Annotated in this window: 26 protein-coding genes; 16 read left to right on the top strand and 10 right to left on the bottom strand. The window is 72.5% G+C overall.

From position 1 onward, the window contains the following. The first annotated feature begins 141 nt into the window (after positions 1–141). Both OIE67_RS13560 and OIE67_RS13555 read left to right on the top strand, forming a co-directional pair. Positions 142–381 carry an SDR family NAD(P)-dependent oxidoreductase gene (locus OIE67_RS13560; RefSeq protein ID WP_326640092.1) on the top strand — a complete coding sequence of 80 codons (240 nt, stop codon included), beginning with the start codon at positions 142–144 and terminating at the stop codon, positions 379–381. Positions 382–586: 205 nt separating this feature from the next. Then, positions 587–1777: an FAD-dependent monooxygenase gene (locus tag OIE67_RS13555; RefSeq protein WP_326640090.1), complete on the top strand. Its 1191-nt coding sequence runs from the start codon at positions 587–589 to the stop codon at positions 1775–1777. Between the two features lie 80 nt (positions 1778–1857). On the opposite strand, the gene OIE67_RS13550 is transcribed toward OIE67_RS13555, so the two are convergent. Beyond that, positions 1858–3108: a hypothetical protein gene (locus tag OIE67_RS13550; RefSeq protein ID WP_326640088.1), complete on the bottom strand. Its 1251-nt coding sequence runs from the start codon at positions 3106–3108 to the stop codon at positions 1858–1860. Between the two features lie 93 nt (positions 3109–3201). On the opposite strand from OIE67_RS13550, the gene OIE67_RS13545 reads away from it, so the two are divergent. Further along, a complete protein-coding gene (locus OIE67_RS13545; RefSeq protein ID WP_326640087.1) occupies positions 3202–3840 on the top strand; it encodes a TetR/AcrR family transcriptional regulator in 639 nt (212 codons plus the stop codon). On the opposite strand, the gene OIE67_RS13540 is transcribed toward OIE67_RS13545, so the two are convergent. From OIE67_RS13540 to OIE67_RS13525, 4 genes are all read right to left on the bottom strand, one after another. After that, positions 3837–4064, bottom strand: a complete 228-nt coding sequence (locus tag OIE67_RS13540) for a hypothetical protein (protein ID WP_106250017.1) — start codon at positions 4062–4064, stop codon at positions 3837–3839. The two genes, OIE67_RS13545 and OIE67_RS13540, sit on opposite strands and share 4 nt — an antisense overlap. Positions 4065–4078: 14 nt before the next feature. After that, complete coding sequence (locus OIE67_RS13535; RefSeq protein WP_326640082.1) at positions 4079–5416, bottom strand: TRAP transporter large permease subunit; 1338 nt, start codon at positions 5414–5416, stop codon at positions 4079–4081. A gap of 64 nt (positions 5417–5480) precedes the next feature. Then, positions 5481–6500 carry an HpcH/HpaI aldolase/citrate lyase family protein gene (locus tag OIE67_RS13530; RefSeq protein ID WP_326640080.1) on the bottom strand — a complete coding sequence of 340 codons (1020 nt, stop codon included), beginning with the start codon at positions 6498–6500 and terminating at the stop codon, positions 5481–5483. Further along, positions 6497–7684, bottom strand: coding sequence for a CaiB/BaiF CoA transferase family protein (locus OIE67_RS13525; protein ID WP_326640078.1), 1188 nt, complete (start codon positions 7682–7684; stop codon positions 6497–6499). Before OIE67_RS13525 ends, OIE67_RS13530 begins: the two co-directional genes overlap by 4 nt. Before the next feature lie 69 nt (positions 7685–7753). On the opposite strand from OIE67_RS13525, the gene OIE67_RS13520 reads away from it, so the two are divergent. After that, positions 7754–8407, top strand: coding sequence for a GntR family transcriptional regulator (locus tag OIE67_RS13520; RefSeq protein ID WP_326640076.1), 654 nt, complete (start codon positions 7754–7756; stop codon positions 8405–8407). Between the two features lie 83 nt (positions 8408–8490). On the opposite strand, the gene OIE67_RS13515 is transcribed toward OIE67_RS13520, so the two are convergent. Then, positions 8491–9372 (bottom strand): Scr1 family TA system antitoxin-like transcriptional regulator, encoded by an 882-nt coding sequence (locus OIE67_RS13515; protein ID WP_326640074.1) that lies wholly within the window; start codon positions 9370–9372, stop codon positions 8491–8493. Between the two features lie 240 nt (positions 9373–9612). Here OIE67_RS13515 and OIE67_RS13510 point away from each other — a divergent pair, with 240 nt between their 5' ends. Both OIE67_RS13510 and OIE67_RS13505 read left to right on the top strand, forming a co-directional pair. After that, positions 9613–10248 (top strand): hypothetical protein, encoded by a 636-nt coding sequence (locus tag OIE67_RS13510; protein WP_326640072.1) that lies wholly within the window; start codon positions 9613–9615, stop codon positions 10246–10248. Next, positions 10245–10940: an HAD family hydrolase gene (locus OIE67_RS13505; protein ID WP_326640071.1), complete on the top strand. Its 696-nt coding sequence runs from the start codon at positions 10245–10247 to the stop codon at positions 10938–10940. Before OIE67_RS13510 ends, OIE67_RS13505 begins: the two co-directional genes overlap by 4 nt. On the opposite strand, the gene OIE67_RS13500 is transcribed toward OIE67_RS13505, so the two are convergent. Next, the gene (locus tag OIE67_RS13500; RefSeq protein ID WP_326640068.1) at positions 10941–11714 is read right to left on the bottom strand and encodes an inositol monophosphatase family protein; all 774 of its coding nucleotides are present in this window, start codon (positions 11712–11714) and stop codon (positions 10941–10943) included. 95 nt (positions 11715–11809) lie between these two features. Here OIE67_RS13500 and OIE67_RS13495 point away from each other — a divergent pair, with 95 nt between their 5' ends. Further along, on the top strand, positions 11810–12550 hold the full coding sequence (locus tag OIE67_RS13495; protein WP_326640066.1) for a GntR family transcriptional regulator: 741 nt from the start codon (positions 11810–11812) through the stop codon (positions 12548–12550). Here OIE67_RS13495 and OIE67_RS13490 read toward each other — a convergent pair. The 3 genes from OIE67_RS13490 to OIE67_RS13480 all read right to left on the bottom strand — a co-directional run bounded on the left by OIE67_RS13490 (position 12517) and on the right by OIE67_RS13480 (position 14817). After that, positions 12517–13176, bottom strand: a complete 660-nt coding sequence (locus tag OIE67_RS13490; protein WP_326640064.1) for a DedA family protein — start codon at positions 13174–13176, stop codon at positions 12517–12519. The genes OIE67_RS13495 and OIE67_RS13490 overlap by 34 nt on opposite strands. A 92-nt stretch (positions 13177–13268) precedes the next feature. After that, entirely contained in the window at positions 13269–14258 is a 990-nt protein-coding gene (locus tag OIE67_RS13485) for an aldo/keto reductase (RefSeq protein ID WP_326640062.1), read from the bottom strand. A gap of 31 nt (positions 14259–14289) precedes the next feature. After that, on the bottom strand, positions 14290–14817 hold the full coding sequence (locus tag OIE67_RS13480) for a P-loop NTPase family protein (protein ID WP_326640060.1): 528 nt from the start codon (positions 14815–14817) through the stop codon (positions 14290–14292). Positions 14818–14962: 145 nt separating this feature from the next. Between OIE67_RS13480 and OIE67_RS13475 the strand changes: the two genes are divergently transcribed. The 9 genes from OIE67_RS13475 to OIE67_RS13435 are packed head-to-tail and all read left to right on the top strand — an operon-like array spanning position 14963 to position 25673. Beyond that, positions 14963–16933: a glycoside hydrolase family 127 protein gene (locus OIE67_RS13475; protein ID WP_326640058.1), complete on the top strand. Its 1971-nt coding sequence runs from the start codon at positions 14963–14965 to the stop codon at positions 16931–16933. Beyond that, the gene (locus OIE67_RS13470; RefSeq protein ID WP_326640056.1) at positions 16930–18618 is read left to right on the top strand and encodes an ABC transporter substrate-binding protein; all 1689 of its coding nucleotides are present in this window, start codon (positions 16930–16932) and stop codon (positions 18616–18618) included. Before OIE67_RS13475 ends, OIE67_RS13470 begins: the two co-directional genes overlap by 4 nt. Next, complete coding sequence (locus OIE67_RS13465) at positions 18619–19554, top strand: ABC transporter permease (protein ID WP_326640054.1); 936 nt, start codon at positions 18619–18621, stop codon at positions 19552–19554. After that, positions 19554–20549: an ABC transporter permease gene (locus tag OIE67_RS13460; RefSeq protein WP_326640052.1), complete on the top strand. Its 996-nt coding sequence runs from the start codon at positions 19554–19556 to the stop codon at positions 20547–20549. The genes OIE67_RS13465 and OIE67_RS13460 overlap by 1 nt, the downstream gene beginning before the upstream one ends. After that, positions 20546–21346 (top strand): ABC transporter ATP-binding protein, encoded by an 801-nt coding sequence (locus OIE67_RS13455; protein ID WP_326640050.1) that lies wholly within the window; start codon positions 20546–20548, stop codon positions 21344–21346. The genes OIE67_RS13460 and OIE67_RS13455 overlap by 4 nt, the downstream gene beginning before the upstream one ends. Next, positions 21343–22158 carry an ATP-binding cassette domain-containing protein gene (locus OIE67_RS13450; protein ID WP_326640048.1) on the top strand — a complete coding sequence of 272 codons (816 nt, stop codon included), beginning with the start codon at positions 21343–21345 and terminating at the stop codon, positions 22156–22158. The genes OIE67_RS13455 and OIE67_RS13450 overlap by 4 nt, the downstream gene beginning before the upstream one ends. Further along, positions 22155–23444 (top strand): alpha/beta fold hydrolase, encoded by a 1290-nt coding sequence (locus tag OIE67_RS13445; protein WP_326640046.1) that lies wholly within the window; start codon positions 22155–22157, stop codon positions 23442–23444. The genes OIE67_RS13450 and OIE67_RS13445 overlap by 4 nt, the downstream gene beginning before the upstream one ends. After that, the gene (locus OIE67_RS13440) at positions 23437–24786 is read left to right on the top strand and encodes an aminopeptidase P family protein (RefSeq protein ID WP_326640044.1); all 1350 of its coding nucleotides are present in this window, start codon (positions 23437–23439) and stop codon (positions 24784–24786) included. The genes OIE67_RS13445 and OIE67_RS13440 overlap by 8 nt, the downstream gene beginning before the upstream one ends. Next, positions 24783–25673 (top strand): dihydrodipicolinate synthase family protein, encoded by an 891-nt coding sequence (locus tag OIE67_RS13435; protein ID WP_106250048.1) that lies wholly within the window; start codon positions 24783–24785, stop codon positions 25671–25673. Before OIE67_RS13440 ends, OIE67_RS13435 begins: the two co-directional genes overlap by 4 nt. Positions 25674–25715 lie beyond the last annotated feature (42 nt).

Raw genomic sequence — 25715 nt, 5'->3', positions numbered from 1 at the left:
GGCCGACGCCCTCCAGGGCATCGACCTGTCCGGACGGCTGGCCCTCGTCACGGGCGGCCGGCCGACCTCGACAGCGTACGGCGCTTCGCGGAGCTGAAGAAGACCATCGAGTCCACGCCCGGCAACCCCGGCTGGAAGAGCGTGCAGGAGGGCGCCGCCACCCAGGTGTGGGCGGCCGCCTCACCCCAGTTGGACGGACTCGGCGGGCTCTACTGCGAGGACGGCGACGTGGCCGACCCCCTCCCGCCCGGCGCGTCGCTGGTCGCCGGGGTGGCCGGCTGGGCGGTGGACCCGCGGGAGGCGGCCCGCCTGTGGCCACTGTCGGCCGACCTGACCGGCGTGAACGCCTTCGCGCCGCTCGCATCCGACCGTCCGGCGTGAACGCCTTCGCGCTGCCCGCACCCGGCCGTCCGGCGTGAACGCCTTCGCGCTGCCCGCACCCGGCCGTCCGGCGTGAACGGCTCCGCACCGACGCCCGCGACCGGCTGACCTCCCGCGACACGGCTTCTGTAACGGCTGTCTGACTTCACCGACTGCTACTCTCTGTTACATATTGATGACGTTTCGTGTAGTAGGGGGAGCTCTCGTGAAGGTCGTCTGTGTCGGCGGCGGACCCGCCAGCCTGTACTTCTCGATCCTGATGAAGCGGGTGGACCCGTCCCACGACATCACCGTCTACGAGCGGAACCCGGCCGGATCGTCGTACGGCTGGGGCGTGACGTACTGGGACGAGCTGTTCCACTTCCTGCACGGCGTCGACCCCGAGTCCGCCCGCGCCATCAGCGAGTGCTCCGTCCGCTGGGACAGCTGGATCGTGCACCTGCACGACCGGGCCACGATCACGGTGGAGCACGGTGACGAGGGCTCCGGCGTCAGCCGGCGGCGGCTGCTCGACATCTTCACCGAGCGGGCGCGGGCGCTCGGGGTGCGCATCGAGTTCGAGCGGGAGGTCACCGACGAGCGCGAGTTCCCCGACGCCGACCTGATCGTGGCCGGCGACGGCGTCAACAGCGTGCTGCGCGAACGCCACGCCGCCCACTTCGGCACCGAGATCGCCGTCGGGCGCAACAAGTACGTCTGGCTGGGCACCACGAAGGTCTTCGACTCCTTCACCTTCGCCTTCACCGAGACCCCGCACGGCTGGATCTGGTGCTACGGCTACCGCTACGACCAGGACCGCAGCACGGTCGTGGTCGAATGCTCGCCGGAGACGTGGCGGGGGCTCGGCTTCCACGAGGCGAACGAGGCCGACAGCCTGGCCCTGATGGAGAAGCTGTTCGCCGACATCCTCGACGGCCACTCCCTCATGGGCCGCACCCAGATCGACGGCAGCGCCCACTGGCTGAACTTCCGCACCGTGACCAACCGCAGGTGGTACCGCGACAACGTGGTCCTGCTCGGGGACGCCGCGCACACCACCCACTACTCCGTCGGCGCGGGCACCACCCTGGCGCTGGGCGACGTCGCCTTCCTGGTGGACGCCCTGCACGGAGACCCGCGACTGGCCGGCGCCCTCGCCCGTTACGAACGCGAACGCCGGTCCGTGATCCGCGCCCCGCAGCGGGCCGCGCGCTACAGCGCCCGGTGGTACGAGAACCTGCCACGCTACATCGACCTCCCGCCACACCAGATGATCACCCTGCTCGACCAGCGCAACTCGCGGGTGCTCGCCTACACCCCGCCGTGGCTCTACTACCGGATCGGCCAGATCACCGGCCGCCTGTCGGCCCTGAGGTCGGGAGGCGGCCCCACCTGGCAGTCGCGCTCGTCGGAATAGAGGAGTTCACCAGGTCAGGGCCCGCTCACCGGAACAGGGCGGCGCACCGGATCAGCGCACGTTCGTCAGAGCAGTGCGGCTCACCAGGGCAGCGCTCGCTCGCGGACCAAGGTGGCGAGTTCCTGTGCGGCGCGGCCGTCGGTCTCGAGGCGCAGGTCGCCAGAGCCCGCGCGTTCCAGCGCCTCCGCCTCGGCCGCGGCCCGTTCGGCGACGCGGTCCAGGGCCCGCGGGCCGAGCCCTTTCAGCTCGTCGCCCGGCAACTGCGGCGCCTGCCCGCCCGCCCGCAGGCGGATGCGCTCGGCGAGGGTGGCCGGGGCGGCGTGCAGGCGGCACACGGTCAGGTCGATCTTGGGCAGCCGGGCTGCGCAGGCGCGGATGACGTCGTCGGTGTCGGGTCCGCCGGAGACGATCAGGCATCGGGCCCCGGCCGCGCGGTGCCCGGCCCAGACGGCGGCGAGGTTGCCCGCCACGAGCCGGCGCAGGTCAGGGTCGTCGTGCGGGGCCGGTCGCAGCGCGCCGATCTGCTTCACGTCGACGTACGCGGCGCGCACGCCGGTACGGACGACCTGGCTGAACACCTTGTACCCGACCGTGGACTTGCCCGTCCCCGTGGCGCCGGAGAACCACAGCACGGGCACGGGCTCACCTTCGACCGCCGGCCCCTCGAAGCCGCCCGCAGGAGCCGGCCCGCCCATCGTGGACGCCTCGTTCCGCCCGTTCGTCGTGGACGGGCCGGACGTCGTGGACGGGCCGGACGTCGTGGACGGGCCGGACGTCGTGGACGGGCCGGACGTCGTGGACGGGCCGGACGTCGTGTGCGGCCGGTCGCCGGTGCGGGACAGGATCAGCCGGGCGGTCTCGCCGGCGGTCAGGCCGGTGGAGTCCACGCACAGGTCGGCGTAGTCGGTACGGTCCTGCGCCAGCGCCTCGGCGACCGTCTGCGCGACCAGGTCGGGCCGCCATCCCCGCCCGAGGAAGCGCCGTTCGAGCTCGCTGGCGTCCACCCGCAACCGGCACACCGTGAACGCCACGTCCGGCATGAGGCTCGTGTACGCGCCGATCTCGTCCCGCGTGTCCACGAAGCCCGCCAGCACGACGCGGCGCACGCCCTCACGCCGGAAGTTGGGCAGCATCGCGGCGAGGTTGCGCGCCCTGATCGCGTGCGGGCCGCCGTCGGGGTCGGGGTAGCACAGCCCGATCTGGTCGCCGTCGACGAACGCGGCCGTGACGCCCGCGCGGCCGAGCTGGGCGAACACCTCCCAGCCCGCCGAGGACTTCCCGGCGCCCGACGGCCCGGACAGCCACAGCACGGACAGGGGTACGTCACTCATCCGCACGAAGGTAGCCGCCGCCATGAAACGATCGCGAACGGTTTTCGCCCGACATTAGTAGAACGGAACCCTACGTTCCCGTACACTGGATCAATGAGCAGCCCACCCATGAGCGGCCGCAAGGCGCAGGCCGCGCGTAACGACGAGTTGATCCTCCAGGCCGCGCGAGCCGTCTTCACCGCCGACCCCGGCGCCCCCATCGCGGCCGTGGCCGAGAAGGCGGGCGTCGGGATCAGCGCGCTGTATCGCCGCTATCCGAGCAAGGAGGCCCTGCTGCAGAAGTTGTGCGGCGACGGGCTGAAGCTCTACATCGAGGTCGCCGAGCGGGCGCTGGCCGACGAGAGCGACCCGTGGGAGTCGTTCGCCGCTTACTTGCGCGGCATCGTCGAGGCCGACAGCAGCTCGCTGACCATCAAGCTGGCCGGCACGTTCACCCCCACGGAGGAGCTGGGCCGCGACGCCGCCAGGGCCTCGGCGCTGGCCGTCGAGGCGCACGGCCGGGCGGTGGCGGCGGGCGTGCTGCGGCCGGACGTGACGCCGGCCGACATCGCGCTGCTGTTCGAGCAGCTCGCCTCGATCAAGCTGGGCGGCGACGAGCGCGCGGCGCAGCTGCGGCAGCGCTATCTCACGCTGGCGATGGACGCGCTGCGGGTGCCGCCCGCCCACCGCGACCTGCCCGGCCCGCCGCCGGCGGACGCGGAGCTCGCGACCCGCTGGCGCCCGCAGGCTTAGTCCTCGCCGGCCTTCCAGTGATACAGGTACGACATCAGGAAACCGAGCAGCCCGGTCACCCCGGCCGACACGGTCATCGCCATGCCGAGCGCGGACACGGCGCCGGAGACCAGCGCGGAGCTGCCCGCGATCAGCCCGGCCGCCTGGATCAGCACGACGGCGACGCCGAGCACGAGGAACAGCACGAGGCCGATCTTGAACAGGACCATGGTGAGACTCTTCATGACGGGCTCTCCTCTCAGATCGGCAGCGCGCCGACGGCGATCAGCACGCCCATGACCAGGGTCGGGACGACGAACCAGACGATCAGCCGGCCGAACGTCCTGGCCGGGTCCACCTGGGCGATGCCGCTGGCGATGTAGATCGGAGCCGCTCCCGGCGGCGACGCGCCCTCGGTCGAGGCGAAGACCAGGATCGCGGTGGCCGCGGCGGCCGGGGCGATCCCGGCCGCGGTCAGCGCGCTGAAGGCCACCCCGCCGACGGCGGCGATCGTCGCGGTGCCGGTCAGCGGCGCGGCGATGACGACGAGCAGCAGCCCGACGAGCGTGGCGATGACGAAGGCGGGCGCGTCCAGGGCCTGCATGATCGCGGTCAGCTGGTCGACCAGGCCCAGCTCGCCCAGGCTGGCGGCGGCCGCGAAGGCGAAGAACAGGGTCGCCCCGATGACGGCGTAGCGGGGGGCCATGTCGCCGAGCAGCTCGCTCCACGCGCGGCCGGTGCGCGGCAGCCGCCGCCACGCCACCGCGAACGTGGCCAGCACGGTCAGCACCGGGATCCACACGACGATGCTGATGTCGTCGGCCGCCTCGCCGACCCGCGACTCCATCAGCGCCACGCCGAAGTCGAGGGTCATCAGCACCGGGATGAGGATGCCCGCGTACACCAGCAGCGACGTCCACCCGGCGCGCAGGGCCGCGCGCAGGGGCAGCAGGTCGGAGGCGTCGGTGGCGGCGATGCGGTGCCTGCGCACCCACAGGAACACCACGACGAACCGGTAGGCCACCGTCCACAACCCGCCCACGAGGGCGGGCACGAAGAGCTGGTCGGCGGTCAGCACGGGCGCCACCGCGGCCGAGCCGAGCAGCAGGAACATCGACGAGCTCGGCGGGATCGAGATGCCCAGCCCGGCGTTGCCCGCCACCAGCGAGGCGGCCAGGTCGGGGCGCCAGTTGGAGCGGATCATCCACGGGATGGTCACCGAGCCCACGGACGCGGAGATGCCCGACCCCGAGCCTGAGGGGCCGCCGAGAAGGGCGGCGGCGGAGGTGGAGACGTAGCCGGCGCCGCCGCGCAGGCGGCCGAACACCGAGTTCAGCACGGTGACCTGCTCCTGGATGAGGCCCAGCTTGGTGAGCAGGTAACCCATGAAGACGAAGGCCAGGGCGGCGAAGACGACCTCCTCGGCGAACGCCTCGGCGAGGCCGGCCCAGGCCAGCTCGAAGAACCTGGTGCCGCCGAAGAGGCACACGCCGGCGAAACCGATGAGCATCGCCTCACCGATGTTGCGTTTCAGCACGCCGTTCCAGACGACGATGATGGCGATGTAGGCGATGAGCGCCCATACGGCTATTCCCATGGCGAAGGACCTCCAATGGGGGGTGGTGCGGGGGTGGTCGGCACGCGCCGGCGGCGGCCTGCGGTCAGGTGGTGGCGTCCGGCGACGGGTCTGAGTGGTTTTGGGCGGGGTCGGGTGGGCCTGCTGGACGTTCCGCGCGGCCAGGCGAGGCGGCGGGACGTTCCGTGCGGCCGGACGGGCCTTCTGGACGTTGCGCGGGGTCGGGTGGGTCGGCGAGGCGGGCGGCCAGGGCGACGGTGCGGCGGGCTCTGGCGACGATGGGGACGTCCAGGAACCGGCCGTCGGGCAGCGCCACCGCGCCGACGCCGGCCCGTTCGGCCTGCTCCGCCGCGGCCACGATCTCGGCGGCCCTGGCCACCTCCTCCTCCGCCGGGCGGAACGCCCGCCTGATGACGGGGATCTGGCGCGGGTGGATCGCGGTCCGGCCGAACAGGCCGATGGCGCGGCCCGCCCGGCAGGAGTCCGCCAGGCCCGCCTCGTCCTTGACGTCCGGATAGACGGACATGGGTACCGGCGGCAGCCCGGCCGCGGCGGCGGCGAGGACGACCTGGAGCCTGAGCTGGTTCATCGCCTGCTCGTCGGTGACGGCCAGCTCGGCGGCCAGGTCCTGCTCGCCCAGCGCCACGCCGGCCACGCCGGGGTGCGCGGCGATCTCGCGGGCGGCGAGGATCCCGGCCGCCGACTCCAGCAGCGCGTACGCGGGCGCGCCCGTCACGGCGTCGAGCACGGCCGTGGACTCGACCTTGGGCAGCCGTACCCCGTCGGCGAACGGCCCGACGGCGGCCAGGTCGTCGCGCCCGCGGGCGGTGGCCGGGTCGTTGACCCGCACGTGCAGCCGCGGCCACCGGGCCGGCCGCCCGTGCTGGGCGCGCAGGTAGGCGACGGCGTTCCGCCGGGCCTCGTCCTTCTTGGCCGGCGCGACCGCGTCCTCCAGGTCGATGATGACGACGTCGGCGCCGGAGGCCACCGCCTTGTCGAACCGCTCGGGCCGGTCGCCGGGAACGTACAACCAGGTCACGGGCGGCGCCTGCACCACCTCGGAGGCGGCGGGCCCGGAGGCGGCGGGCCGGTCGGGGGCGGTCATGCGATCACCCCGTCCGCGCGCAGCGCGGCGATGCGGTCGCCGGGGTAGTCGAGCTCGGCCAGCACCTCGTCGGTGTCGCGGCCCAGCCGCCGCCCGGCCCAGCGGATCTCGCCGGGCGTGTCCGAGAGCCGGAACAGCACGTTCTGCATCGTGAGCGAGCCCAGCTCCTCGTCCGGCACCTCGACGAAGGTGTCGAGGGCCGCGTACTGCGGGTCCTCGGCCAGGTCGGAGACGTCGTAGATGGGCGCGACCGCGGCCTGCACCTCCTCAAATCTGGCGATGACCTCGTCGGCGTCGCGCTCGGCGATCCAGGAGGCGACCGCCGCGTCGAGTTCGTCCACGTGCTGCACGCGGCCGTGCCCGCTGGCGAACCACGGCTGCTCGACCAGGTCGGGCCGCCCCACCAGGGTGACCACCCGCTCGGCGATGGGCTGGGCGCTGGTGGAGATCGCCAGCCAGCGGCCGTCGCGGGTGCGGTAGGTGTTGCGCGGCGCGTTGCTGCTGGAGCGGTTGCCGGTCCGCTGGGGCACGACGCCGAGCGCCTTGTACGCGGTCATCTGCGGCCCGAGCAGCCCCAGGATCGGCTCGATGATGGCCAGGTCGATGACCTGCCCGCGGCCGGTGCGCTCGCGGGCGCGCAGGGCGACCATGATGGCGTACGACATGGCCAGGCCCGCGATGCCGTCGGCCAGGGCCAGCGGCGGCAGGGTGGGCGGCCCGTCGGGCTCGCCGGTCATGGCCGCGAAGCCGCTCATGGCCTCGGCCAGCGTGCCGAAGCCCGGCCGCTTGGCCATGGGCCCTAACTGCCCGAAACCGGTCATCCGCGCCACGATCAGCCGCGGGTTGAGCTCCAGGAGGTCTTCGGGGGCCAGGTTCCAGCGTTCGAGGGTGCCGGGGCGGAAGTTCTCGATCAGCACGTCGGACCGTTCGGCCAGGCGGCGCAGGATCTCCTGTCCCTCGGCCCGCGACAGGTCCACGGCCGCGCTGCGCTTGTTGCGCGACAGCGTCTTCCACCACAGGCCCACTCCGTCCACGGAGGCGCCGTGCCCGCGCGAGGGGTCACCCCGGCGTGGATGCTCGATCTTGATCACGTCCGCGCCGAAGTCGCCCAGCATCATGGCCGCGGAGGGACCGGCGAACAGCGTCGCCGCGTCGATGACCCGCAGGTCGTCGAGGCTTGTCATGGGTATGTAACTTATAAGAAATATGTCATAGGTCAACCATGTGACCATTTTTGCGAGACACTTGGCGACATGTCACCCAGCGAGCCGCGGCCGCCGATGAGCAAGGCCGACTACGTCTACAGCGTGCTGCTCGACGAGATCCGTACGGGGCGGATCCCGGGCGGGACGGCGCTGCGGGCCGGGGAGGTGGCCAAGCGCCTGGGCGTCTCCGTCACGCCGGTGCGCGAGGCGCTGCGCAGGCTGGAGAAGGACCGGCTGATCAGCTACGAGGCGCACCACGGCGCGACCGTGGTGGACCTGGGGGACGAGGCGCTGGCCGAGTACTACGGGCTGCGCGCCGTGGTCGAGGGCCTGGGCGCGCGGCTGGCGGCGGCCAGGATCACCCCAGGGGAGCTGGACGGGCTGCGCGCGCTGCACGCCTCGATGACCGAGGACGCCGCCCGGGGCAGGAACGACCGCCTCGGCGAGCAGAGCAGGCGCTTCCACCTGACCATCGTCGACATCGGCGGCCCCGCCTTCCTGGGCGAGCACGCCAGGTCGGTGCGCAACAGCTTTCCGGTGCCCGCCGAGGCGTCGCTGTGGCTGGACGAGACGCAGGTCAAGGCGCAGTTGGAGGCGCACGAGGGCATCCTGGCCGCGCTGGAGGCGGCCGACGGCGACAGCGCGGAACGCATCATGATCGACCACGTCCGGCGCGCCGGCGAGTTCCGCCAGCAGCAGTGAGCCACCCGGCCGCCCGGCCACCCGCCGCGCCCGCCTGCCCGGCCGCGTCCAGCCACCCGGCCGCCGCGCCGTCAGCCTCAGCCTCAGCCGAGGAGTCTGGCGCGTAGCTCGTCCAGGATGCCGGGGGTGGCGTCCACGGCGTGCGCCGACAGCGACAGCCGGGCGAACGCCTGCTGATGCTCCTCCACCCGCCGCCGGTCCTCGACCACGATCGGCGCGTGCAGCAGGTGCAGCACCAGCACGTCGGGGCGGGATCGTTCGGGGAAGCGCAGCAGCGTGAACGGCGGCCCCTGGTAGAGGAAGCCGGTCTCGGTGCTGGGCCGGGCGACCTGCACGGCGATGTGCGGCTGCTTGGCGGCCATGGCGACCGCGTCGAGCTGGGCGATCCGCTCCTCCGGCCGGTGCAGCGGCGGGTCCAGCAGCGCGGGCCGGTCGAGCACGGCCCACAGGTGCGGCCCCCGCGGCCGGTCGAGCACCTCCTGCCGGACGGCGACGACCCGCGCCGCCTCGGCGGCCCGCTCGTACGCGCTCCCGCCGGGCTCCCCCGACGACCAGCACGGTGATCCGGCCGGCGCGACCGGCGGCACCGCCGACAGGGCGGCGGCCAGCGCGTACGCCGGGATCTGCAGCAGCGGCGGCACCAGGCGCGGCCCGTAGGTGTAGATCACCTGCGCCCCGTCCTCCAGCTCCAGGTACGCCGACAGTCCCAGCGGCACCCCCGGCGCGTCGTACCAGCCGGGCACCCGCTCCTCGCGCAGCAGCGACAGCAGCCGGGGCGCGTGCTCGCCCTGGCCGTACAGCTCCAGCAGGGTGCGCACGGTCGCCTCGCGCGGCGCGACGAGGCCGTGCTCGATGCGGAAGATCGTGGAGGTGTTGAGCCCGGCGGCCTGCGCGGCCGAGGCCATGGACAGCCCGCTCCAGGCCCGCAGGGAGGAGAGCCGGGCCGCGACAACGCTCAACTGCATACGTCTGTCACAACCGTGTGTGACAAAAATCAGCGTTTGCACCTGGTCTGTTGCAAGGGAGTGACGGCTGATGCACGATGGCCACTCTAATGGTCTGACACGTCATGCATACGCCGATCCGAAAGGCCCGACACTGTGGCGGACGCGTGGATCCTCCATCCCGACTACCGGACTCCTCCGGCCCCCACAGACGCGGACTTCCCACCGGGTCCCTGGCGCCATCCCGACGGCGGCCAGATCATGAACGGCACCTACGAGCGGCCCCTGCCCAAGCTGCGGACGGAGGTCGTGACCGTCTGGTACGGCTACGCCCTGAGCCGCTGGCGCGGCCCGCGCATGCCGAGGTTCAGCAGCCCGATGGTGTCGGCCTGGAACCCGGTGCTGGCCCAGGGCCTGGCCGCCGTGCCCGGCACGCCGACGCCGTATCGCGACGAGCTGTGGTGCGACCGGTGGATCGCCGAGGCGCTGCTGTACGGGCGCAAGCCGTACGGGGCGTTCACCCTGCCGGCGGACGAGGCGCTGCGCTGGTGCGGCAAGAGCGGCGGGACGAGCCTGATCTACCACGCGCGGACGGAGGACGACGAGCTGGTGCGGGTGGTGGCGGGCACGTCGGAGCGTTACGCGCAGCTCTTCGACCTCGACGCGCTGATCGCCGACTACCGGGAGGCGCTGCCGGAGGAGCTGGCCGAGCCGGAGGTGCGGGCGCTGGAGGAGCACCGCTCCTGCTCCCCCGCGCTGCGTTACGTGCTGTGCGAGGACGCCGAGGCGCTCTTCGCCCGGGCCCCGCTGTCGGTCCGCGGCCTGACGCTCGGCTATCCGCCGCGCGAGACGGCCACCCGCATCGCCGCCCACGTCACCTCGGGGGCGGCGACGTGAGCCTGTCCGGCGTCAAGGGGATCCTGTTCGACCTGGACGGCACCCTGCTCGACCACCGCGGCGCCGCCGACGCCGCGATCACCGCCTGGCTGGAGGACCACTCCCCCGGCCATCCGCGGCTGGGCGAGGCGGCCGCGCTGTGGGCCGGCTTCGAGGTGCCGTACCTGGCGATGTGGCAGGCGGGCCGCTGCTCGGCGCAGGAGCAGCGGCGGCTGCGGCTGTCCGCCCTGTGCGCGGAGCTGGCCGTTCCCGTCCCGGCCGACCTGGACGCCGCCTACGCCGGCTTCGCCGCCCGTTACCGCCGCGGCTGGGCCGCGTTCCCCGACGTCGCGCAGGCGCTGGCCGGGCTCGGCGGGTTCACGCTGGGGGTGCTGACGAACGGCACGCAGCGCATGCAGGAGGAGAAGGTCCGCGTGATCGGGCTGGACGGCCTGGTCGGTCCGGTGCTGACCGGGGAGGTGCTGGACGGCCGGTTCAAGCCCGCGCCCGGCTGTTACGAGGGGGCCGCGGCGGCACTCGGGCTGAGTACGCGGGAAGTGCTGCTGGTGGGCGACGACATACGCAACGACGTGACCGGGCCGGCGGCGGCCGGGATGCGCTCGGTCTGGCTCGACCGGCTCGGCGCCGAGCCTCCGCCCGCCGGTTTCCCGCGCATCACCTCGCTGACCGAGCTGCCCGGCCTGCTCCCCTGATCACCGGGGTACGAACTCCGCCAGCGCCGACGCCTCCAGGTCGAACCCGCCCACGTGCGCCAGGTAGTCCCCCTTGACCAGCGGATCCCCCAGGTAGACCCCGCCCGCGCTGCGCACCAGCAGGGCTCCCGCCGCCACGTCCCACGGGTTGGACCCGGTGCCGTACGCGGCGTCCGACCAGCCGGCCGCGACGTGGGCGAGCTTGAGCGCGGCGCTGCCGACCTTGCGTACGGCGGAGAAGGAGCGCAGCAGCCGGCCGTAGCGCTCCAGCGCGAGCTCGCCGCCGGTGCCGAGGTCGAGCGGGGTCGGGTAGCTGGACAGCAGCATGGCCTCCCGGTCGCCGGTCGCCCCCGTGCTGCGCAGGGGTTTGCCGTTGCACCAGGCGCCGTCGGGGGTGGCGGTGAACTCGTCGTCGCGCACCGGGTCGTACACGACGCCGGCCACCAGTTCCCCGCGTACGGCGGCGGCGATGGACACGCAGAAGAACGGCAGGCCGGCGGCGAAGTTGGCGGTGCCGTCGATGGGGTCGACGTACCAGACGAGGTCGCCGGAGCCGGTGGTGCCGCCCTCCTCGCCCACGATCGCGCTGTGCGGCGCCCGCGCGTCGATGACGGCGCGGATGCTCACCTCGGCCGCGCGGTCGTGCTCGGTGACGGGGTCGTGGAAGTCGCGTTTGGTGCTCACGTCGGGCCGGGACCTGAAGGCCGCGCGCAACTGGGGGCCGACGGCACGGGCCGCCGCGGAGGCGGTGTCGAGCAGGTGAGTCACATCCATGCCCTCTCCCCTACCGCTCGCGCGCCCGTGGCACACGCTTGAACGCTACCTGACTCGTTTGTCAGGACATTCTGACCTGCGTTAAGCTGATCAGCATGACCGCGAACCTGGCCATCGACCTGGATCGATCCAGCCCCGTGCCGCTCTACTTCCAGGTGGCCGAGCAGATCGCCGAGGCGATCCGGCGGGGCGACCTGGCCCCCGGCTCGCGGCTGGACAACGAGATTTTGCTGGCCGACAAGCTCGGCCTGTCCAGGCCCACGATCCGCCAGGCGATCCAATACCTCGTGGACAAGGGCCTGCTGGTGCGCAAGCGCGGCGTCGGCACCCAGGTGGTGCACGGGCAGGTCAAGCGCTCGGTCGAGCTGACGAGTCTCTACGACGACCTGCGCCGGGCGGGCCAGGAGCCGGCCACGCAGGTGCTGGTCCTGGAGCCGCGGCCGGCGCCGGAGGAGATCGCCGCCATCCTGGGCGTGCCGGCCGGCTCGGAGATCCTCTATCTGGAGCGGCTGCGCTTCGCGGCGGGCGAGCCGCTGGCGGTGCTGCACAACTGGCTGCCGATCGGCCTGGCCAAGCTCACCGCCGCCGACCTCGAAGGCCGCGGCCTGTACGAGCTGCTGCGCGCGGCGGGCGTGCGGATGCGGGTGGCCAACCAGCGCATCGGCGCGCGGGCCGCCACGCAGGCCGAGGCCCGGCTGCTGGTGGAGCGCCGGGGCGCGCCGCTGCTGACCATGCTCCGCACCACCTACGACGACCAGGGCCGGGCGGTCGAGCACGGCTCACACGTCTACCGGGCCTCGCACTACTCGCTGGAGGTCACGCTCATCGAGCGCTGAGCGTCGTCGTCGTCCTCCTCCGCGCCGACCACCCGGGCGGCGCGGCGCTTGAGGTAGAGGGTGGTGGCGACGCCGAACAGGACGGCCACCACGAGCCCGGCCCAGGAGAAGCCCTTGAGCCACTTCTCGGCGACGAGCCCGAGACTGTAGATGACCGCGGTGGTGCCGCCCGCCCAGACGATGCCGCCGAGCACGTTGGCGACGGCGAACCTCCAGTACGGCATGCGCAGCGCCCCCGCCAGCGGCCCGGCCAGGATGCGCAGCAGGGCGATGAAGCGCCCGAAGAACACCGCCCACATGCCGAACCGGTGGAAGTACTCCTCCGCCCTGCCCACGTGCCGGGGCCCGAAGTGTTTGGGGAAGCGCCGCCCGAGCCGGGCGAACATGGGCGCGCCGCCCTTGCGCCCGATCGCGTATCCGGCCGAGTCACCGACGATGGCGCCGGCGCTCGCGCAGACGCCCACCCACACCGGGTCCACCACGCCCCTGGAGGCCAGGATCGAGGCGCTGACCAGGACGATTTCGCCCGGCAGCGGGATGCCGAGGCTCTCCAGCCCGATCACGAGCGCGACCGTCGCGTACAGCCATCCGGCGGGGATCGCCTGCAGCCACTCGTCGATGTGCACCGGCCAACACTAGCGCCGCCCCGGACCTGACCGGCACAGAATCCGAGCCCCCCGGCCCCCCGCTCGCCCGCGGCCGGGCGCGGGCGTTCCGGTCAGCGTTCGCTGTCGAGCTCGGCCATCATGACGTCCGGGTAGCGGTCGCCGGCGGCGGCGCCGGCCGGGACGGCGGCCTCGATCGCGGCCAGGTCGCCGGCCGTCAGCTTCACGTCGAGCGCGCCGAGCGCCTCGCTCAGCCGCTCGCGGCGGCGGGCGCCGACGAGCGGCACGATGTCCTCGCCCTGCGCGAGCACCCAGGCGATGGCCAGCTGCGCCACCGTGGCGCCCTTGCCGTCGGCGACCGCCCGCAGCGCCTCCACCAGCGCCAGGTTGCGGGCGAGGTTGTCGCCGGAGAAGCGCGGCGAGTACGCGCGGAAGTCGCCGGCGTCCAGCTCGCGGTCCTTGCTCCAGTGGCCGCTCAGCAGCCCGCGCGACAGCACGCCGTAGGCGGTCACGCCGATCCCCAGCTCGCGGCAGACGGGCAGGATCTCCCGCTCGATGCCCCGCGACAGCAGCCCGTACTCGATCTGCACGTCGCTGATGGGGTGCACGGCGTGGGCGCGGCGGATGGTGTCGGCGCCGGCCTCGGACAGCCCGATGTGGCGTACGTGGCCCTTGGCGGCCTCCTCGGCGATGGCCCCGACCGTCTCCTCGATGGGCACGGCCGGATCGACGCGGGCGAGCCGGTAGACGTCCACGTGGTCGGTGCCGAGGCGGCGCAGCGTGTAGGCGAGCGAGTTCTTCACCGCGACCGGCCGGCCGTCGACGCCGTGCCAGCCGCCGTCGTGGTCGCGCAGCGCGCCGAACTTCACGCTGATCCGCACGGCGTCGCGCGGGCGGCCGCGCAGTGCCTCGGCGATGAGCAGCTCGTTGGCGCCCATGCCGTAGAAGTCGCCGGTGTCGAGCAGGGTGATGCCCGCGTCGAGCGCGGCGTGGACGGTCGCGATGGCCTCGGTCCTGTCGGCCGGCCCGTAGAGGTCGGTCATGCCCATGCAGCCGAGCCCGAGGTCGGACACGGCGGGGCCGTCGGTTCCCAGAGTTCTCATAGGCAAAGTATGCCCATGGGACTGACAGATTTCAAATTCTGTCAGTCGCTAGCAAGCACGCCGCGTCGGCCCGGGAGGCGACCCGGACGAACCTCAGGTGCGCGTTGGCCGGATCGGCCCGCGCCCGGGCGTAACGCTCCCGGTAGACGGCGTGCTGCCGCCACGCCCACCACAGGATCGACTCGTCCTTGTCGAGCAGGAACCGGAAGGACTCCTTGTTGCCGTTCCACAGCTCGGCTCCGGTGGTCATCCTGCGCAGGGTCCTGACCAGCAGCCGGCGCATCACGGTGCGCCTCGGCAGGTCGATCCAGACCACGGTGTCGGCGCGCGACCACACCAGGTCCCGCACGGCGGAGTAGTTGCCGTCCACCACCCAGCCGTCGGCGGCGGTGAACCGCTCGACCTCGGCGCGGAACTCCTCCCGCGGACGGGGCTGCCAGCCGGACATGTGGAAGATCGAGTCGAGTTCGAGCCAGGGCACGCCGAGCCGTCCGGCCAGCGCCGAGGACAACGTCGACTTGCCGGAACCGGAGTTCCCCACCACGGATACGCGTTTCACCCGCGAATCCTCTCAGGCGACCGCCGTCCGGTCCGCCCTGTTTCGGACGGGTTACGTTCGTCGATGAGCCCCTCCGCAACCCTTGGCAACACACCTCCCCGACACCTAAGGTTCAGTGCAATGCCACACATTACTGGGAAGATTCATGACGTCTAAGCAGGTCAAGGCCCTGGCCGGAGCCGTACGCACGGCCGCCGGGGCCGTACGACCGGTGCCGGGAGCGCGCATCACCGGTGGTCTGTTACACCACTGGCAGGTCCGCAACGGCGCGGCCACGATCCCGCACACCATCGAGCAGCTCCGGGCGGCGGGCAACGTCGCCAACCTGAGCCGGCTCCTGGAGCAGGATCCCGCCCCCTACCGCGGCCGCTACCCGTTCCTGGACACCGACCTGTACAAGACCCTGGAGGGTCTGGCCTACGAGCTCGGTGACGGCCGCGCGGCCGAGCCGGTACGGGAGTTCTACGACGAGGTCGTCGGCCTGCTGGAGCGGGTCCAGGCCGAGGACGGCTACCTCAACTCCTTCTTCCAGGACCCGGCGGCCGCCAAGAAGCCGTGGGAGGACCTGGCCTGGGGGCACGAGCTGTACAACCTGGGCCACCTCGTCCAGGCCGCCGTCGCCGCGGCGCGCCGGATGGGCGACGAGCGGCTGCTGCGCGTGGCCGGGCGCTTCGCGGACCTGGTCGTGGAGCGCTTCGCCGAGCGGGGCGTGTGCGGGCATCCCGAGGTCGAAATGGCGCTGGTCGAGCTGTACCGGGAGACGGGCGTGCGCGCCTACCTCGACCTGGCCGCCGCGTTCGTCGACCGCCGCGGCTCCGGCCAGATCGAGCACAGCATCTTCTCCGCCGACTACTTCCAGGACCACGTGCCCTTCCGCGAGCTGCCGTCGGTGACGGGGCACGCGGTGCGGATGGCGTACCTGGCGGCCGGGGCCGCCGACGTCTTCCTGGAGACCGGCGACCGGTCGCTGTTCGCGGCGCTGGAGCGGCTCTGGGACGACATGGTGGCGAGCAAGCTCTACCTCACCGGCGGGCTGGGCAGCCGGCACTCCGACGAGGCCGTCGGCGACCGCTACGAGCTGCCGTCCGAGCGCGCCTACAGCGAGACCTGCGCGGCCATCGCGGTGATGCAGTGGGGCTGGCGGATGTTCCTGGCCACGGGCGGCGCGAAGTACCTCGACGTGTTCGAGCGGGTGCTCTACAACGCCTACGCCGTGGGCCTGTCGGAGGACGGCCGGGCGTTCTTCTACGACAACCCGCTGCAACGCCGCCCCGACCACGAGCAGCGCAGCGGCGCGGAGTCCGGCGGGGAGCCGCTGCGCCGCTCCTGGTTCGGCTGCCCGTGCTGCCCGCCGAACATCGTGCGCTGGATGGCCCAGCTGGCCGACTACGTGGCGGCCGAGCGGGACGGCGCGCTGCTGATCGCCTGCTACACCTCGGCCAGGATCACGGGCGAGCGGCTGGACCTGGCGATGGAGACCTCCTACCCATGGGACGGCGACGTCGGCCTGACGGTCGAGCGGGCGCCGGAGGAGCCGTACGGGATCGTGCTGCGGGTGCCAGGCTGGGCCCGCGGCGCGACGGTCACCGTCAACGGCGAACCGCACGACGCCGCGCCTTCCGCGAAGCGCGCGGAGGCCGCGGCAGACTCCCCCGGCGGGAGTGCGGACGGTGGCTGGCTGAGGATCGAGCGGCGCTGGGCGGCCGGCGACGAGGTGCGGCTCACGCTGCCGATGCCGGTCCGCGCCCACGGCTCGCACCCCCACCTCGACGCCACCAGAGGCGCGCTCGGCATCGCCCGCGGCCCGCTCGTCTACTGCGTCGAGCAGCAGGACAGCCCGTCGGCCGCGGTCGACGACCTGGTGGTCGGCGTGGCCGACGTCGCCGGCGCGCGGGCCGGGCGGCGCGGCGAGGCCGTCGTGCTCGGGGTGACGGCCGGCGCCGCTCCCCCGCCGTCCACCGAGCTCTACCCCGAACTGCCCCTGGAGCAGTCGGCGATCACGGAGACGGCGGTCAGCGCGACCTTCGTCCCGTACTTCCTGTGGGGCAACCGCGGCCCCGAAGCCATGCGGGTCTGGGTCAGATCCCGCACCACCAACGGAAAGAAGGCGACATGAGGAGATCGGCGGCGCTGGCGAGCGTCACCATGACCGGCGTGCTGGCGCTCACCGCGTGCGGTGGCGGCGGCGCCGCGCCCGCGGGCGGCGGCCCGGGCGGGTCGTCGTCGGCCCCCGCGACGGGCGGCACCGTGCACGTCCTGGCCAACGCGGACTTCTCGCACCTGGACCCGGCCCGTGGCTGGGACGGCGGGGTGAACAACTTCTACCGGCTCATCTACCGGGGGCTGACCACGTTCGGTGCCGGGCCCGGCGAGGAGAGCACGAAGGTGGTCCCCGACCTGGCCACCGACACGGGCACGCCGTCCGACGACGCCAAGACGTGGACGTTCACGCTGAAGGACGACCTGTTCTTCGAGGACGGCACGCCGATCACGAGCGAGGCGGTCAAGTTCGGGGCCTCGCGGGCGTTCGACCCCGAGGCGGGAATCGGCTCGCCGTACGGGAAGCTGCTGCTGGACGCGCCCAAGGGATACAAGGGCCCGTACGAGGACGGCGACCTCGACACCATCGAGACCCCCGACGCCAAGACGGTCGTCTTCCACCTGAAGAAGTCCTTCCCCGACTTTCCGAGCGCGCTGACGCAGCCGAACTTCGTCCCCTTCCCCAAGGGCACGGGGGCGGCGGCCGCGTTCGACACCAAGCCGATCGCGAGCGGGCCGTACAAGCTGGAGAGCTACCAGCGCAACGCCTCGCTCAAGCTGGTGCGCAACCCGTACTGGAAGGCCGAGACCGACACCGTGCGCAAGGCCAGGCCGGACGCCTTCGAGTGGACGTTCGGGCTGGACGCGGCCACCATCGACGAGCGCATGCTGGCCGGTCAGGGCGCCGACGCCGACGCCATCATGGGCACGCCCGCCATCCAGGCCGCGACGGTGGCCAGGGCGCAGGCGCCGCAGATCAAGTCGCGCACGCTGAGCGGGCTCGGCGGCTGCACCACGTACATGTCTCTGAACATGACGAAGAAGAACCTGGACGACGTCAAGGTGCGCCAGGCGATCAACCACGCGGTCGACAAGGACACCGTGGTGGCCGCGCTGGGCGGCTCGCAGCTGGCGCTCAAGGGCACCTCGATCCAGCCGCCCACGATCGTCGGCCGGGTCGACTACGACCTCTATCCGCACGACGTGGAGACCGCCAAGAAGCTGCTGGCCGAGGCGGGCCTCGCCGGGGGCTTCGAGCTGACGCTGGACACCCGGCCGGTGCCGAAGATGCAGGCGGCCGCGGTGGCGATCCAGGAGGCGCTGAAGCAGGTGAACATCACTGTCAAGATCAACAACATCGACACCTCCACCTTCTACGAGGTGATCGGCACGCCCGCGCAGCAGCACGACGCGGCCATCACCGGCTGGTGCCCCGACTGGGCCTCCGGCGCCACGTTCCTGCCGCCGCTGTTCGACGGCCGCAACATCACCGCCAAGGGCAACGCGAACCTCGCGCAGATCGACGACAAGAAGATCAACGACCGGATCGACGAGATCGCGCTCATGCCCGACGTGCAGGCGGCCAACGCGGCCTACGGCGAGCTGGACAAGCAGATCATGGAGCAGGCGCCGATGGTGCCGCTGGCCTACGAGAAGGTGGTCACGGTCACGGGCTCGAACATCGCCGGCGCGTACCTGTCGAACGCCTACTCGGGGGGCATCGACTTCGTCTCCGTCGGACTGGCGAAGCCGACGAAGTAGATGACCGTCGCAGCTCATCCGCAGCAGCAGGTGGCGGGCGCGCCCGCCACCTCGGGCCGGCGCGTCACCGGCGCGCTGCTCCGCGACCGCGCCGCCGTCCTCAGCACCGCGTACCTCACGCTGATCGTGCTGATGGCGCTCGGCGCGCCGCTGATCAGCGCGATCATCGGCCACGGCCCCAACGACTTCGACACCGCCGCCGTCAACACCGACCTGGGCGGGATCCCGCACGGGTCGCTGGGCGGGATCAGCGCCGGCCATCCACTCGGCGTCGAACCGCAGAACGGCCGCGACATCCTGGCCCGCATCGCCTACGGGGCCCGCGTCTCGCTGCTCATCGCGGCCGCGGCCACCGCGCTGACCACGCTGCTCGGCGTGGTGCTGGGCATGCTGGCCGGGTTCTACCAGGGCTGGGTGGATCAGGTGATCTGCCGGGTCATGGACTTCCTGATGGCCTTCCCCGCGCTCATCTTCATGATCGCGATCCTGTCGTCGCTGCCGCAGGGCAACCGGTCGGTGCTGCTGGTCGTGGTGATCAGCGTGTTCGGCTGGCCGTACCTGGCGCGGGTCGTGCGCGGGCAGACGATGACACTGGTCAACCGGGAGTTCGTGGAGGCCGCGCGGGCCTCTGGCGCCTCCACGGGGGCGCTGGTGTTCAAGGAGATCCTGCCGAACCTGCGCAGCTCCCTGATCGTGATGACCACGCTCGCCGTGCCCGGCTACGTGGGCACCGAGGCGGGCCTGTCGTTCCTCGGCGTCGGCGTGGCGCCGCCCACGCCGTCGTGGGGGCAGATGATCGCGAGCTCGGTCGGCTGGTACGCCGTCGATCCGATGTACTTCGCGATCCCCGGCCTGTTCCTGTTCCTGACGGTGCTGTCGCTGACGGTGCTCGGGGACCGGCTGCGGGCCGCCTTCGACGCGGGGGAGGCCTCCTGATGGCGCGTTACCTGGCCGGACGGCTCGCCGGGGTGGTGCTGATCCTCTTCCTGGTGTGCCTGTTCACGTTCGTCATCTTCTTCACGCTCTCGCCCGACCCGGCGGTGATGATCTGCGGCAAGACGTGCACGCCCGACCGGATCGACCAGATCCGGGACGTGCTCGGCCTGAACCAGCCGTTCCTGACGCAGTTCACCGGCTTCCTCGGCGGCATCTTCGCCGGGCGCGACTACGGCCACGGCGCGAACCTGGTGCACTGCGCCGCGCCGTGCCTGGGCTACAGCTTCCAGACCAACCAGTCCGTGATGGACATGGTGGTGGAGCGGCTGCCGGTCAGCGCCACGGTCGCGATCGGCGCGGCGGTGCTGTGGCTGCTGTTCGGGATCCTCGCCGGGCTGCTCAGCGCGGTCAAGGAGGGCACCTGGTGGGACCGCACCGCCATGGGGCTGGCGCTGGGCGGCTCCAGCATCCCCAACTACGTGCTGGCGCTGGCGCTGCAGTACGTGCTCGTCGTGCAGCTGCAGGTGCTGCCGTTCCCGCAGGCGGTGGCGTTCGGCGACGATCCGGTGGTGTGGTTCCAGTCGTACCTGATGCCGTGGATCGTGCTGGCCACCGGCTACGCCTGCCTGTACGCCCGGCTCACCCGCGCCAACGTGATCGACACCCTGGCGGAGAACTTCATGCGCACGGCCAGGTCCAAGGGCCTGAGCCCGGCGCTGACCATGCGCAGGCACGCGCTGCGGCCGGCGCTGACGCCGATCGCGACGATCTTCGGCATGGACTTCGCCGCGCTGCTCGGCGGCGCGCTGATCACCGAGACGGTGTTCGGCCTCAACGGGGTCGGCAAGATGGCCGCCGACTCCATCGCCAAGAACGACCAGCCGGTCATCATGGCGGTGACGCTGCTGGCGGCGTTCTTCGTGGTGATCGGCAACGTGGTGGTGGACCTCGTCTACACGAGGCTGGACCCGAGAGTGAGGATCACGGCCCGATGAGCGACCTGCTTGTGGTGGAGGACCTCACCGTCACCTTCCCGACCACGCGCGGCCCGGTGGACGTGGTCAAGGGTGTGTCCTTCACGGTCGGCCGGGACGAGACCGTCGGCATCGTCGGCGAGTCCGGGTCCGGCAAGTCCATGACCAGCCTGGCGATCATGGGGCTGCTGCCCAAGGGCGCCAGGACCCGTGGCAGCGTCCGGCTGGACGGCACAGAACTGCTCGGCCGCCCCGAGCGGGAGCTGCGCCGGCTGCGCGGCGACCAGCTGTCGATGATCTTCCAGGATCCGCTGTCGTCGCTGAACCCGTACTACACGGTGGGGCTGCAGATCGAGGAGATGTACCGGGCGCACCGCGACAAGTCCCGCAGGAACGCGCGCCGAGTCGCGATCGAGGCGCTCGCGCAGGTGGGCCTGCCCGAGCCGGAGCGGCGGGTCGACCACTACCCGCACCAGTTCTCCGGCGGCCAGCGCCAGCGCGTCATGATCGCCATGGCGCTGGTGTGCGGGCCGAAGCTGCTCATCGCCGACGAGCCGACCACGGCGCTGGACGTGACCGTGCAGGCGCAGATCCTGCGGCTGCTGGCCGACCTGCGCCGCAAGAGCGGCACCGGCATGGTGTTCATCACCCACGACCTGGCCGTGATCAGCTCGATCGCGACCCGCGTGCTGGTGCTGCGCCGGGGCGAGCAGGTCGAGTACGGCACCGCCGAGCAGGTCTTCGCCGAACCCCGCCACGACTACACCCGGATGTTGCTGGACAGCATCCCGCGCATCGACGACGAGGTGAGCGCATGACGCCGTTGCTGCGGGCCGAGAACCTGACCAAGCGGTTCGTCACGCGCGGGCCCCTGGGCGCCAGGGCCGAGTTCACGGCCGTGGACCAGGTGAGCTTCGAGGTACGGCTGGGCGAGACGCTGGCCGTGGTCGGCGAGTCAGGCTCCGGCAAGTCGACGACCGCCCGCATGATCGCCAAACTGATGGACCCGACGGAGGGCTCCCTGCACTTCGACGGCGAGGACGTCACCCGCGCCAAGGGCGCCGCGCTGGCGCGATTCCGGGGCGATGTCCAGGTCGTCTTCCAGGATCCGTTCTCCTCGCTCAACCCCCGCCACACGGTGGAGCGCATCCTCATGGCGCCGCTGGTCTACCAGGGCATCGCACCCGTCGGCAGCCGCCGGGCGCACGCCAAGGAGCTGATGGAGCGGGTCGGGCTCAACCCCGACCACTCGCTGCGCTACCCCGCCCAGTTCTCCGGCGGGCAGGCGCAGCGCATCGGCATCGCCCGCGCGCTGGCCGTCAACCCCAGGCTGGTGATCTGCGACGAGGCCGTCTCGGCACTGGACGTGTCGGTGCAGGCGCAGGTGATCGAGCTGCTGCGGCGGCTGCAGCGCGAGAGCGGGTTCAGCTACGTGTTCATCGCCCACGACCTGGCCGTGGTCCGGCAGATCGCCCAGCGGGTGGCGGTCATGAGCAAGGGGCGGATCGTCGAGCTGGGCGAGACCGCCCAGGTGTTCGGCGAGCCGCGCGACGCGTACACGCGCACGCTGCTGGCGGCCATCCCGCGCATCGACCCGGAGTGGGACCGCCGCAGGAAGGAGAGGTCTTGATCACCGCTACGTACACGATCCCCGGGATGCGGGTGCGCGACCACGTCGAGCGGGTGCCGCTGGACTGGACGGACCCCGGCGCGACGATCACGGTGTTCGCCCGCGAGCTCGTCGATCCCGCCAGGGACGGCGAGGATCTGCCGTGCCTGCTGTATCTGCAGGGCGGGCCCGGCGGCAAGGGCCCGCGCCCCGTCGGCACGTCGGGCTGGCTGGGGCAGGCGTTGGAGCGCTACCGGGTGATCCTGCTCGACCAGCGGGGCACCGGCCGCAGCTCCCGCCTCGACGGGCGGGTGATGAGCGCGCTCGGCGCCAAGGAGGGCGCGGACCATCTGGCCTTCTTCCGGGCGGACTCGATCGTGGCCGACGCCGAGCACCTGCGTAAGAAGGTCTTCGGCGGGCGGCGCTGGTCGACGCTCGGGCAGAGCTACGGCGGGTTCCTGACGCTGACGTACCTGTCGTACGCGCCGGAGGGGCTCAGCGCCTGCTACGTGACCGGCGGCCTGCCGTCGCTCGACCCGGACGCCGAGGAGGTCTACCGGCGCACCTATCCGCGGGTGGCGGCCAAGAACGCCGCCTTCTACCGCCGTTACCCGCACCACGCGGACACGACGGCGAAGCTGGCCGACCTGCTGGCCGTCGGCGGTGTGATCCTGCCCGACGGCGACCGGCTCACCGTGCGGCGGCTGCAGTCGCTCGGCATCGACTTCGGCATGAAGCCCGGCTACGAGCGCATGCACTGGCTGCTCGACGAGGCCGCGCCCGACGACGAGGGACGGCTGCCGGAGACGTTCCTGCACCAGGTGCTGACCCGTTCCTCCTACGCCGACAACCCGCTGTTCGCCGCGCTGCAGGAGAGCATCTACGGCTCGGGGCCCGGCGCGACCGCGTGGGCGGCGCAGCGCGAGCGCGCCCGCCACCCCGCCTTCGCCGAGGACGCCAGGCCGCTGCTGTTCACCGGGGAGATGATCTATCCCTGGATGTTCGCGGAGATCCGCGCGCTGCGCCCGTTCCGTCCCGCTGTGGAGCTGCTCGCCGAGCGGGACGACTGGCCCGCGCTGTACGACCTCGACCGGCTGGCCGCCAACGAGGTGCCGCTGGCCGCCGCCGTCTACTACGACGACATGTACGTCGACTCCGGCCTGCAACTGGATACCGCCGCCAGGGTCGGCAACGCCCAGGCCTGGGTCACCAACGAGTACGAGCACGACGGCATCGGCGAGGAACGGGTCTTCGCCCGGCTGAGCGCGCTCGTCCGCGACATCGGAGGAGGAATCACCAGTGAGTGACGGCAGGCTGCCCAGGCTCGCGGAGATCCCCGCGTTCACCGCCTACATCGCCGAGGGCTGGGACACCCCCGCCCGCACACCCGGCCTGGTGCCCGGCGCGGCGCGGGCGGCCGCCGCGCACCGCGCCCGCCTGGCCGAGGCGCTGCCCGGCGCGACCGTGGTCGTCTCCGCCGGCCGGGCCCCGGTCCGCAGCAACGACACCGCCTACGACTTCCGCGTGGACAGCGACTTCTACTGGCTGACCGGCTGCGTGGCCGAGAACGCGGTGGCCGTGGTCCGCGACGGCGCCGCCACCGTGTACCTGCCGCCGCCGGCCCGGCCCGGCGACACCGGCTTCTTCGCCGACGCCGCCCACGGCGAGCTGTGGGTGGGCCCGTCGCCGTCCCCGGCCGAGTGGTCGGCCGCCCTCGGGGCCGAGGTGCTGCCGCTGCCCGACTTCACCGGCCCGCCCGCCGGCGCCCTCGTCACCGGCGGGGCGGAGCCGTCGCAGGAGGTGCGGCGCGTCCTGGCCGAGCTGCGCATGATCAAGGACGAGTGGGAGGTGGCCCAGCTGCGCGAGGCGGTGGACCGCACGGTCGAGGGCTTCGCCGCCGTGCTGGCCGAGGTGCCCGCCGCGATCGCGGGTGGCGGCGAGCGCTGGCTGCAGGGCACGTTCGACCGGTACGCCAGGACGTACGGCAACGGCCCCGGCTACGCCTCCATCGTGGGCAGCGGCCCGAACGCCCCCACCCTGCACTGGGTGCGCTGCGACGGCCCCGTCCTCGCGGACGAGCTGCTGCTGCTCGACATGGGCGTGGAGACCCGCGCCCACTACACCGCCGACGTCACCCGCACCTTCCCCGTGTCGGGGGCCTTCTCCCCCGCCCAGCGGCAGGTGCACGACCTGGTGGAGCGGGCGCACCGGGCCGGGCTGGCGCAGGTCGCGCCGGGCCGGCCGTTCACCGCCTTCCACCACGCCGCCATGGAGGTCATCGCGCGCGGCCTGCACGACTGGGGCCTGCTGCCGGTGTCGGTCGACGAGGCGCTGTCGGAGCACGGCCAGCACCACCGCCGCTACCTGATCTGCGGGATCGGCCACCACCTGGGCCTGGACGTGCACGACTGCGCATCGTCGCGGTACGAGGCCTACCAGGGCGCGCGGATGGCGCCCGGCATGGTGCTGACCGTCGAGCCCGGCCTGTACTTCCACGCCCACGACCTGACGGTCCCGCCGGAGCTGCGCGGGATCGGCGTGCGCATCGAGGACGACCTGCTCGTGACGGCGGACGGCGCGGAGAACCTGTCCGCCGCGCTGCCCATCGACGCGAGCGGGCTGGAGAACTGGAACAAGGAGAACGTATGACCCGCCCCGTGTGGCACGGCGTGCACGTCGCGACCGCGCTGCCCTTCCACGACGACCTGTCCGTCGACTACGACGGCTACGCCGAGCACGTCCGGTTCCTGGCCGAGGGCGGCTGCGACGGCGTCTGCCCCAACGGCTCGCTCGGCGAGTACCAGACGCTGACGGACGAGGAGCGCGCCCGGGTGGTGCGCACCGCGGTCGAGGCCGCCCCCGAGGGCTTCCACGTGATGCCGGGCGTGGCCGCCTACGGCGCGGCCGAGTCGCGGCGGTGGGCCGAGCAGGCGGCCGAGGCGGGCGCCTCGTCGGTGCTGCTGCTGCCGCCGAACGCCTACCGCGCCGACCGCCGGGCCGTCGTCGGCCATTACCGGGAGGTGGCCAAGGCCGGGTTGCCGGTCGTCGCCTACAACAACCCGATCGACACGAAGGTGGACCTGACCCCCGATCTGCTCGCCGAGCTGCACCAGGAGGGGCTGATCGTCGGGGTCAAGGAGTTCACCGGGGACGTGCGCAGGGCGTACGAGATCGCCGAGCGCGCGCCCGGGCTCGACCTGCTGATCGGCTCGGACGACGTGCTGCTCGAACTCGGCGTCGCCGGCGCGGTCGGCTGGATCGCCGGATACCCGAACATGATCCCCCGCGCTACCGTCGAGCTCTACCGGCTGGCCGTGGCCGGCGACGTGGCCAAGGCGCTGCCCCTCTACCGGGACCTGCATCCGCTGCTGCGCTGGGACTCCAAGACGGTGTTCGTGCAGTCCATCAAGCTGTCGATGGACCTGGCCGGGCGCAGGGGCGGCCCCTGCCGCCCGCCGCGCACCGCCCTCGCGCCCGAGCAGGCCGCGCAGATCACCCGCGAGACGCGGGAGGTGCTGGCCAAGGGCTACCGGTAGGCGGCGATTCCAGGGCGGCGGGCGCCGCCGCCCCGGGATCTC

The sequence above is a fragment of the Nonomuraea fuscirosea genome (assembly GCF_035917475.1).
GTDB classification, from domain to species: domain Bacteria; phylum Actinomycetota; class Actinomycetes; order Streptosporangiales; family Streptosporangiaceae; genus Nonomuraea; species Nonomuraea fuscirosea.
The sequence above is the reverse complement of the archived record's forward strand: the minus strand, read 5'-3'. Positions and strand labels throughout refer to the sequence as shown.

Bases quoted from the DNA above. Each gene is read 5' to 3' on its own strand.
- OIE67_RS13520 (WP_326640076.1), top strand. From the start codon at position 7,754: ATGTCACCCAGCGAGCCGCGGCCGCCGATGAGCAAGGCCGACTACGTC.
- OIE67_RS13530 (WP_326640080.1), bottom strand. From the start codon at position 6,500: ATGACCGCCCCCGACCGGCCCGCCGCCTCCGGGCCCGCCGCCTCCGAG.
- OIE67_RS13455 (WP_326640050.1), top strand. From the start codon at position 20,546: ATGAGCGACCTGCTTGTGGTGGAGGACCTCACCGTCACCTTCCCGACC.
- OIE67_RS13500 (WP_326640068.1), bottom strand. From the start codon at position 11,714: ATGGATGTGACTCACCTGCTCGACACCGCCTCCGCGGCGGCCCGTGCC.
- OIE67_RS13535 (WP_326640082.1), bottom strand. From the start codon at position 5,416: ATGGGAATAGCCGTATGGGCGCTCATCGCCTACATCGCCATCATCGTC.
- OIE67_RS13510 (WP_326640072.1), top strand. From the start codon at position 9,613: ATGAACGGCACCTACGAGCGGCCCCTGCCCAAGCTGCGGACGGAGGTC.
- OIE67_RS13540 (WP_106250017.1), bottom strand. From the start codon at position 4,064: ATGAAGAGTCTCACCATGGTCCTGTTCAAGATCGGCCTCGTGCTGTTC.
- OIE67_RS13495 (WP_326640066.1), top strand. From the start codon at position 11,810: ATGACCGCGAACCTGGCCATCGACCTGGATCGATCCAGCCCCGTGCCG.
- OIE67_RS13525 (WP_326640078.1), bottom strand. From the start codon at position 7,684: ATGACAAGCCTCGACGACCTGCGGGTCATCGACGCGGCGACGCTGTTC.
- OIE67_RS13460 (WP_326640052.1), top strand. From the start codon at position 19,554: ATGGCGCGTTACCTGGCCGGACGGCTCGCCGGGGTGGTGCTGATCCTC.
- OIE67_RS13470 (WP_326640056.1), top strand. From the start codon at position 16,930: ATGAGGAGATCGGCGGCGCTGGCGAGCGTCACCATGACCGGCGTGCTG.
- OIE67_RS13545 (WP_326640087.1), top strand. From the start codon at position 3,202: ATGAGCAGCCCACCCATGAGCGGCCGCAAGGCGCAGGCCGCGCGTAAC.
- OIE67_RS13485 (WP_326640062.1), bottom strand. From the start codon at position 14,258: ATGAGAACTCTGGGAACCGACGGCCCCGCCGTGTCCGACCTCGGGCTC.
- OIE67_RS13550 (WP_326640088.1), bottom strand. From the start codon at position 3,108: ATGAGTGACGTACCCCTGTCCGTGCTGTGGCTGTCCGGGCCGTCGGGC.
- OIE67_RS13435 (WP_106250048.1), top strand. From the start codon at position 24,783: ATGACCCGCCCCGTGTGGCACGGCGTGCACGTCGCGACCGCGCTGCCC.
- OIE67_RS13465 (WP_326640054.1), top strand. From the start codon at position 18,619: ATGACCGTCGCAGCTCATCCGCAGCAGCAGGTGGCGGGCGCGCCCGCC.
- OIE67_RS13515 (WP_326640074.1), bottom strand. From the start codon at position 9,372: ATGCAGTTGAGCGTTGTCGCGGCCCGGCTCTCCTCCCTGCGGGCCTGG.
- OIE67_RS13475 (WP_326640058.1), top strand. From the start codon at position 14,963: ATGACGTCTAAGCAGGTCAAGGCCCTGGCCGGAGCCGTACGCACGGCC.
- OIE67_RS13450 (WP_326640048.1), top strand. From the start codon at position 21,343: ATGACGCCGTTGCTGCGGGCCGAGAACCTGACCAAGCGGTTCGTCACG.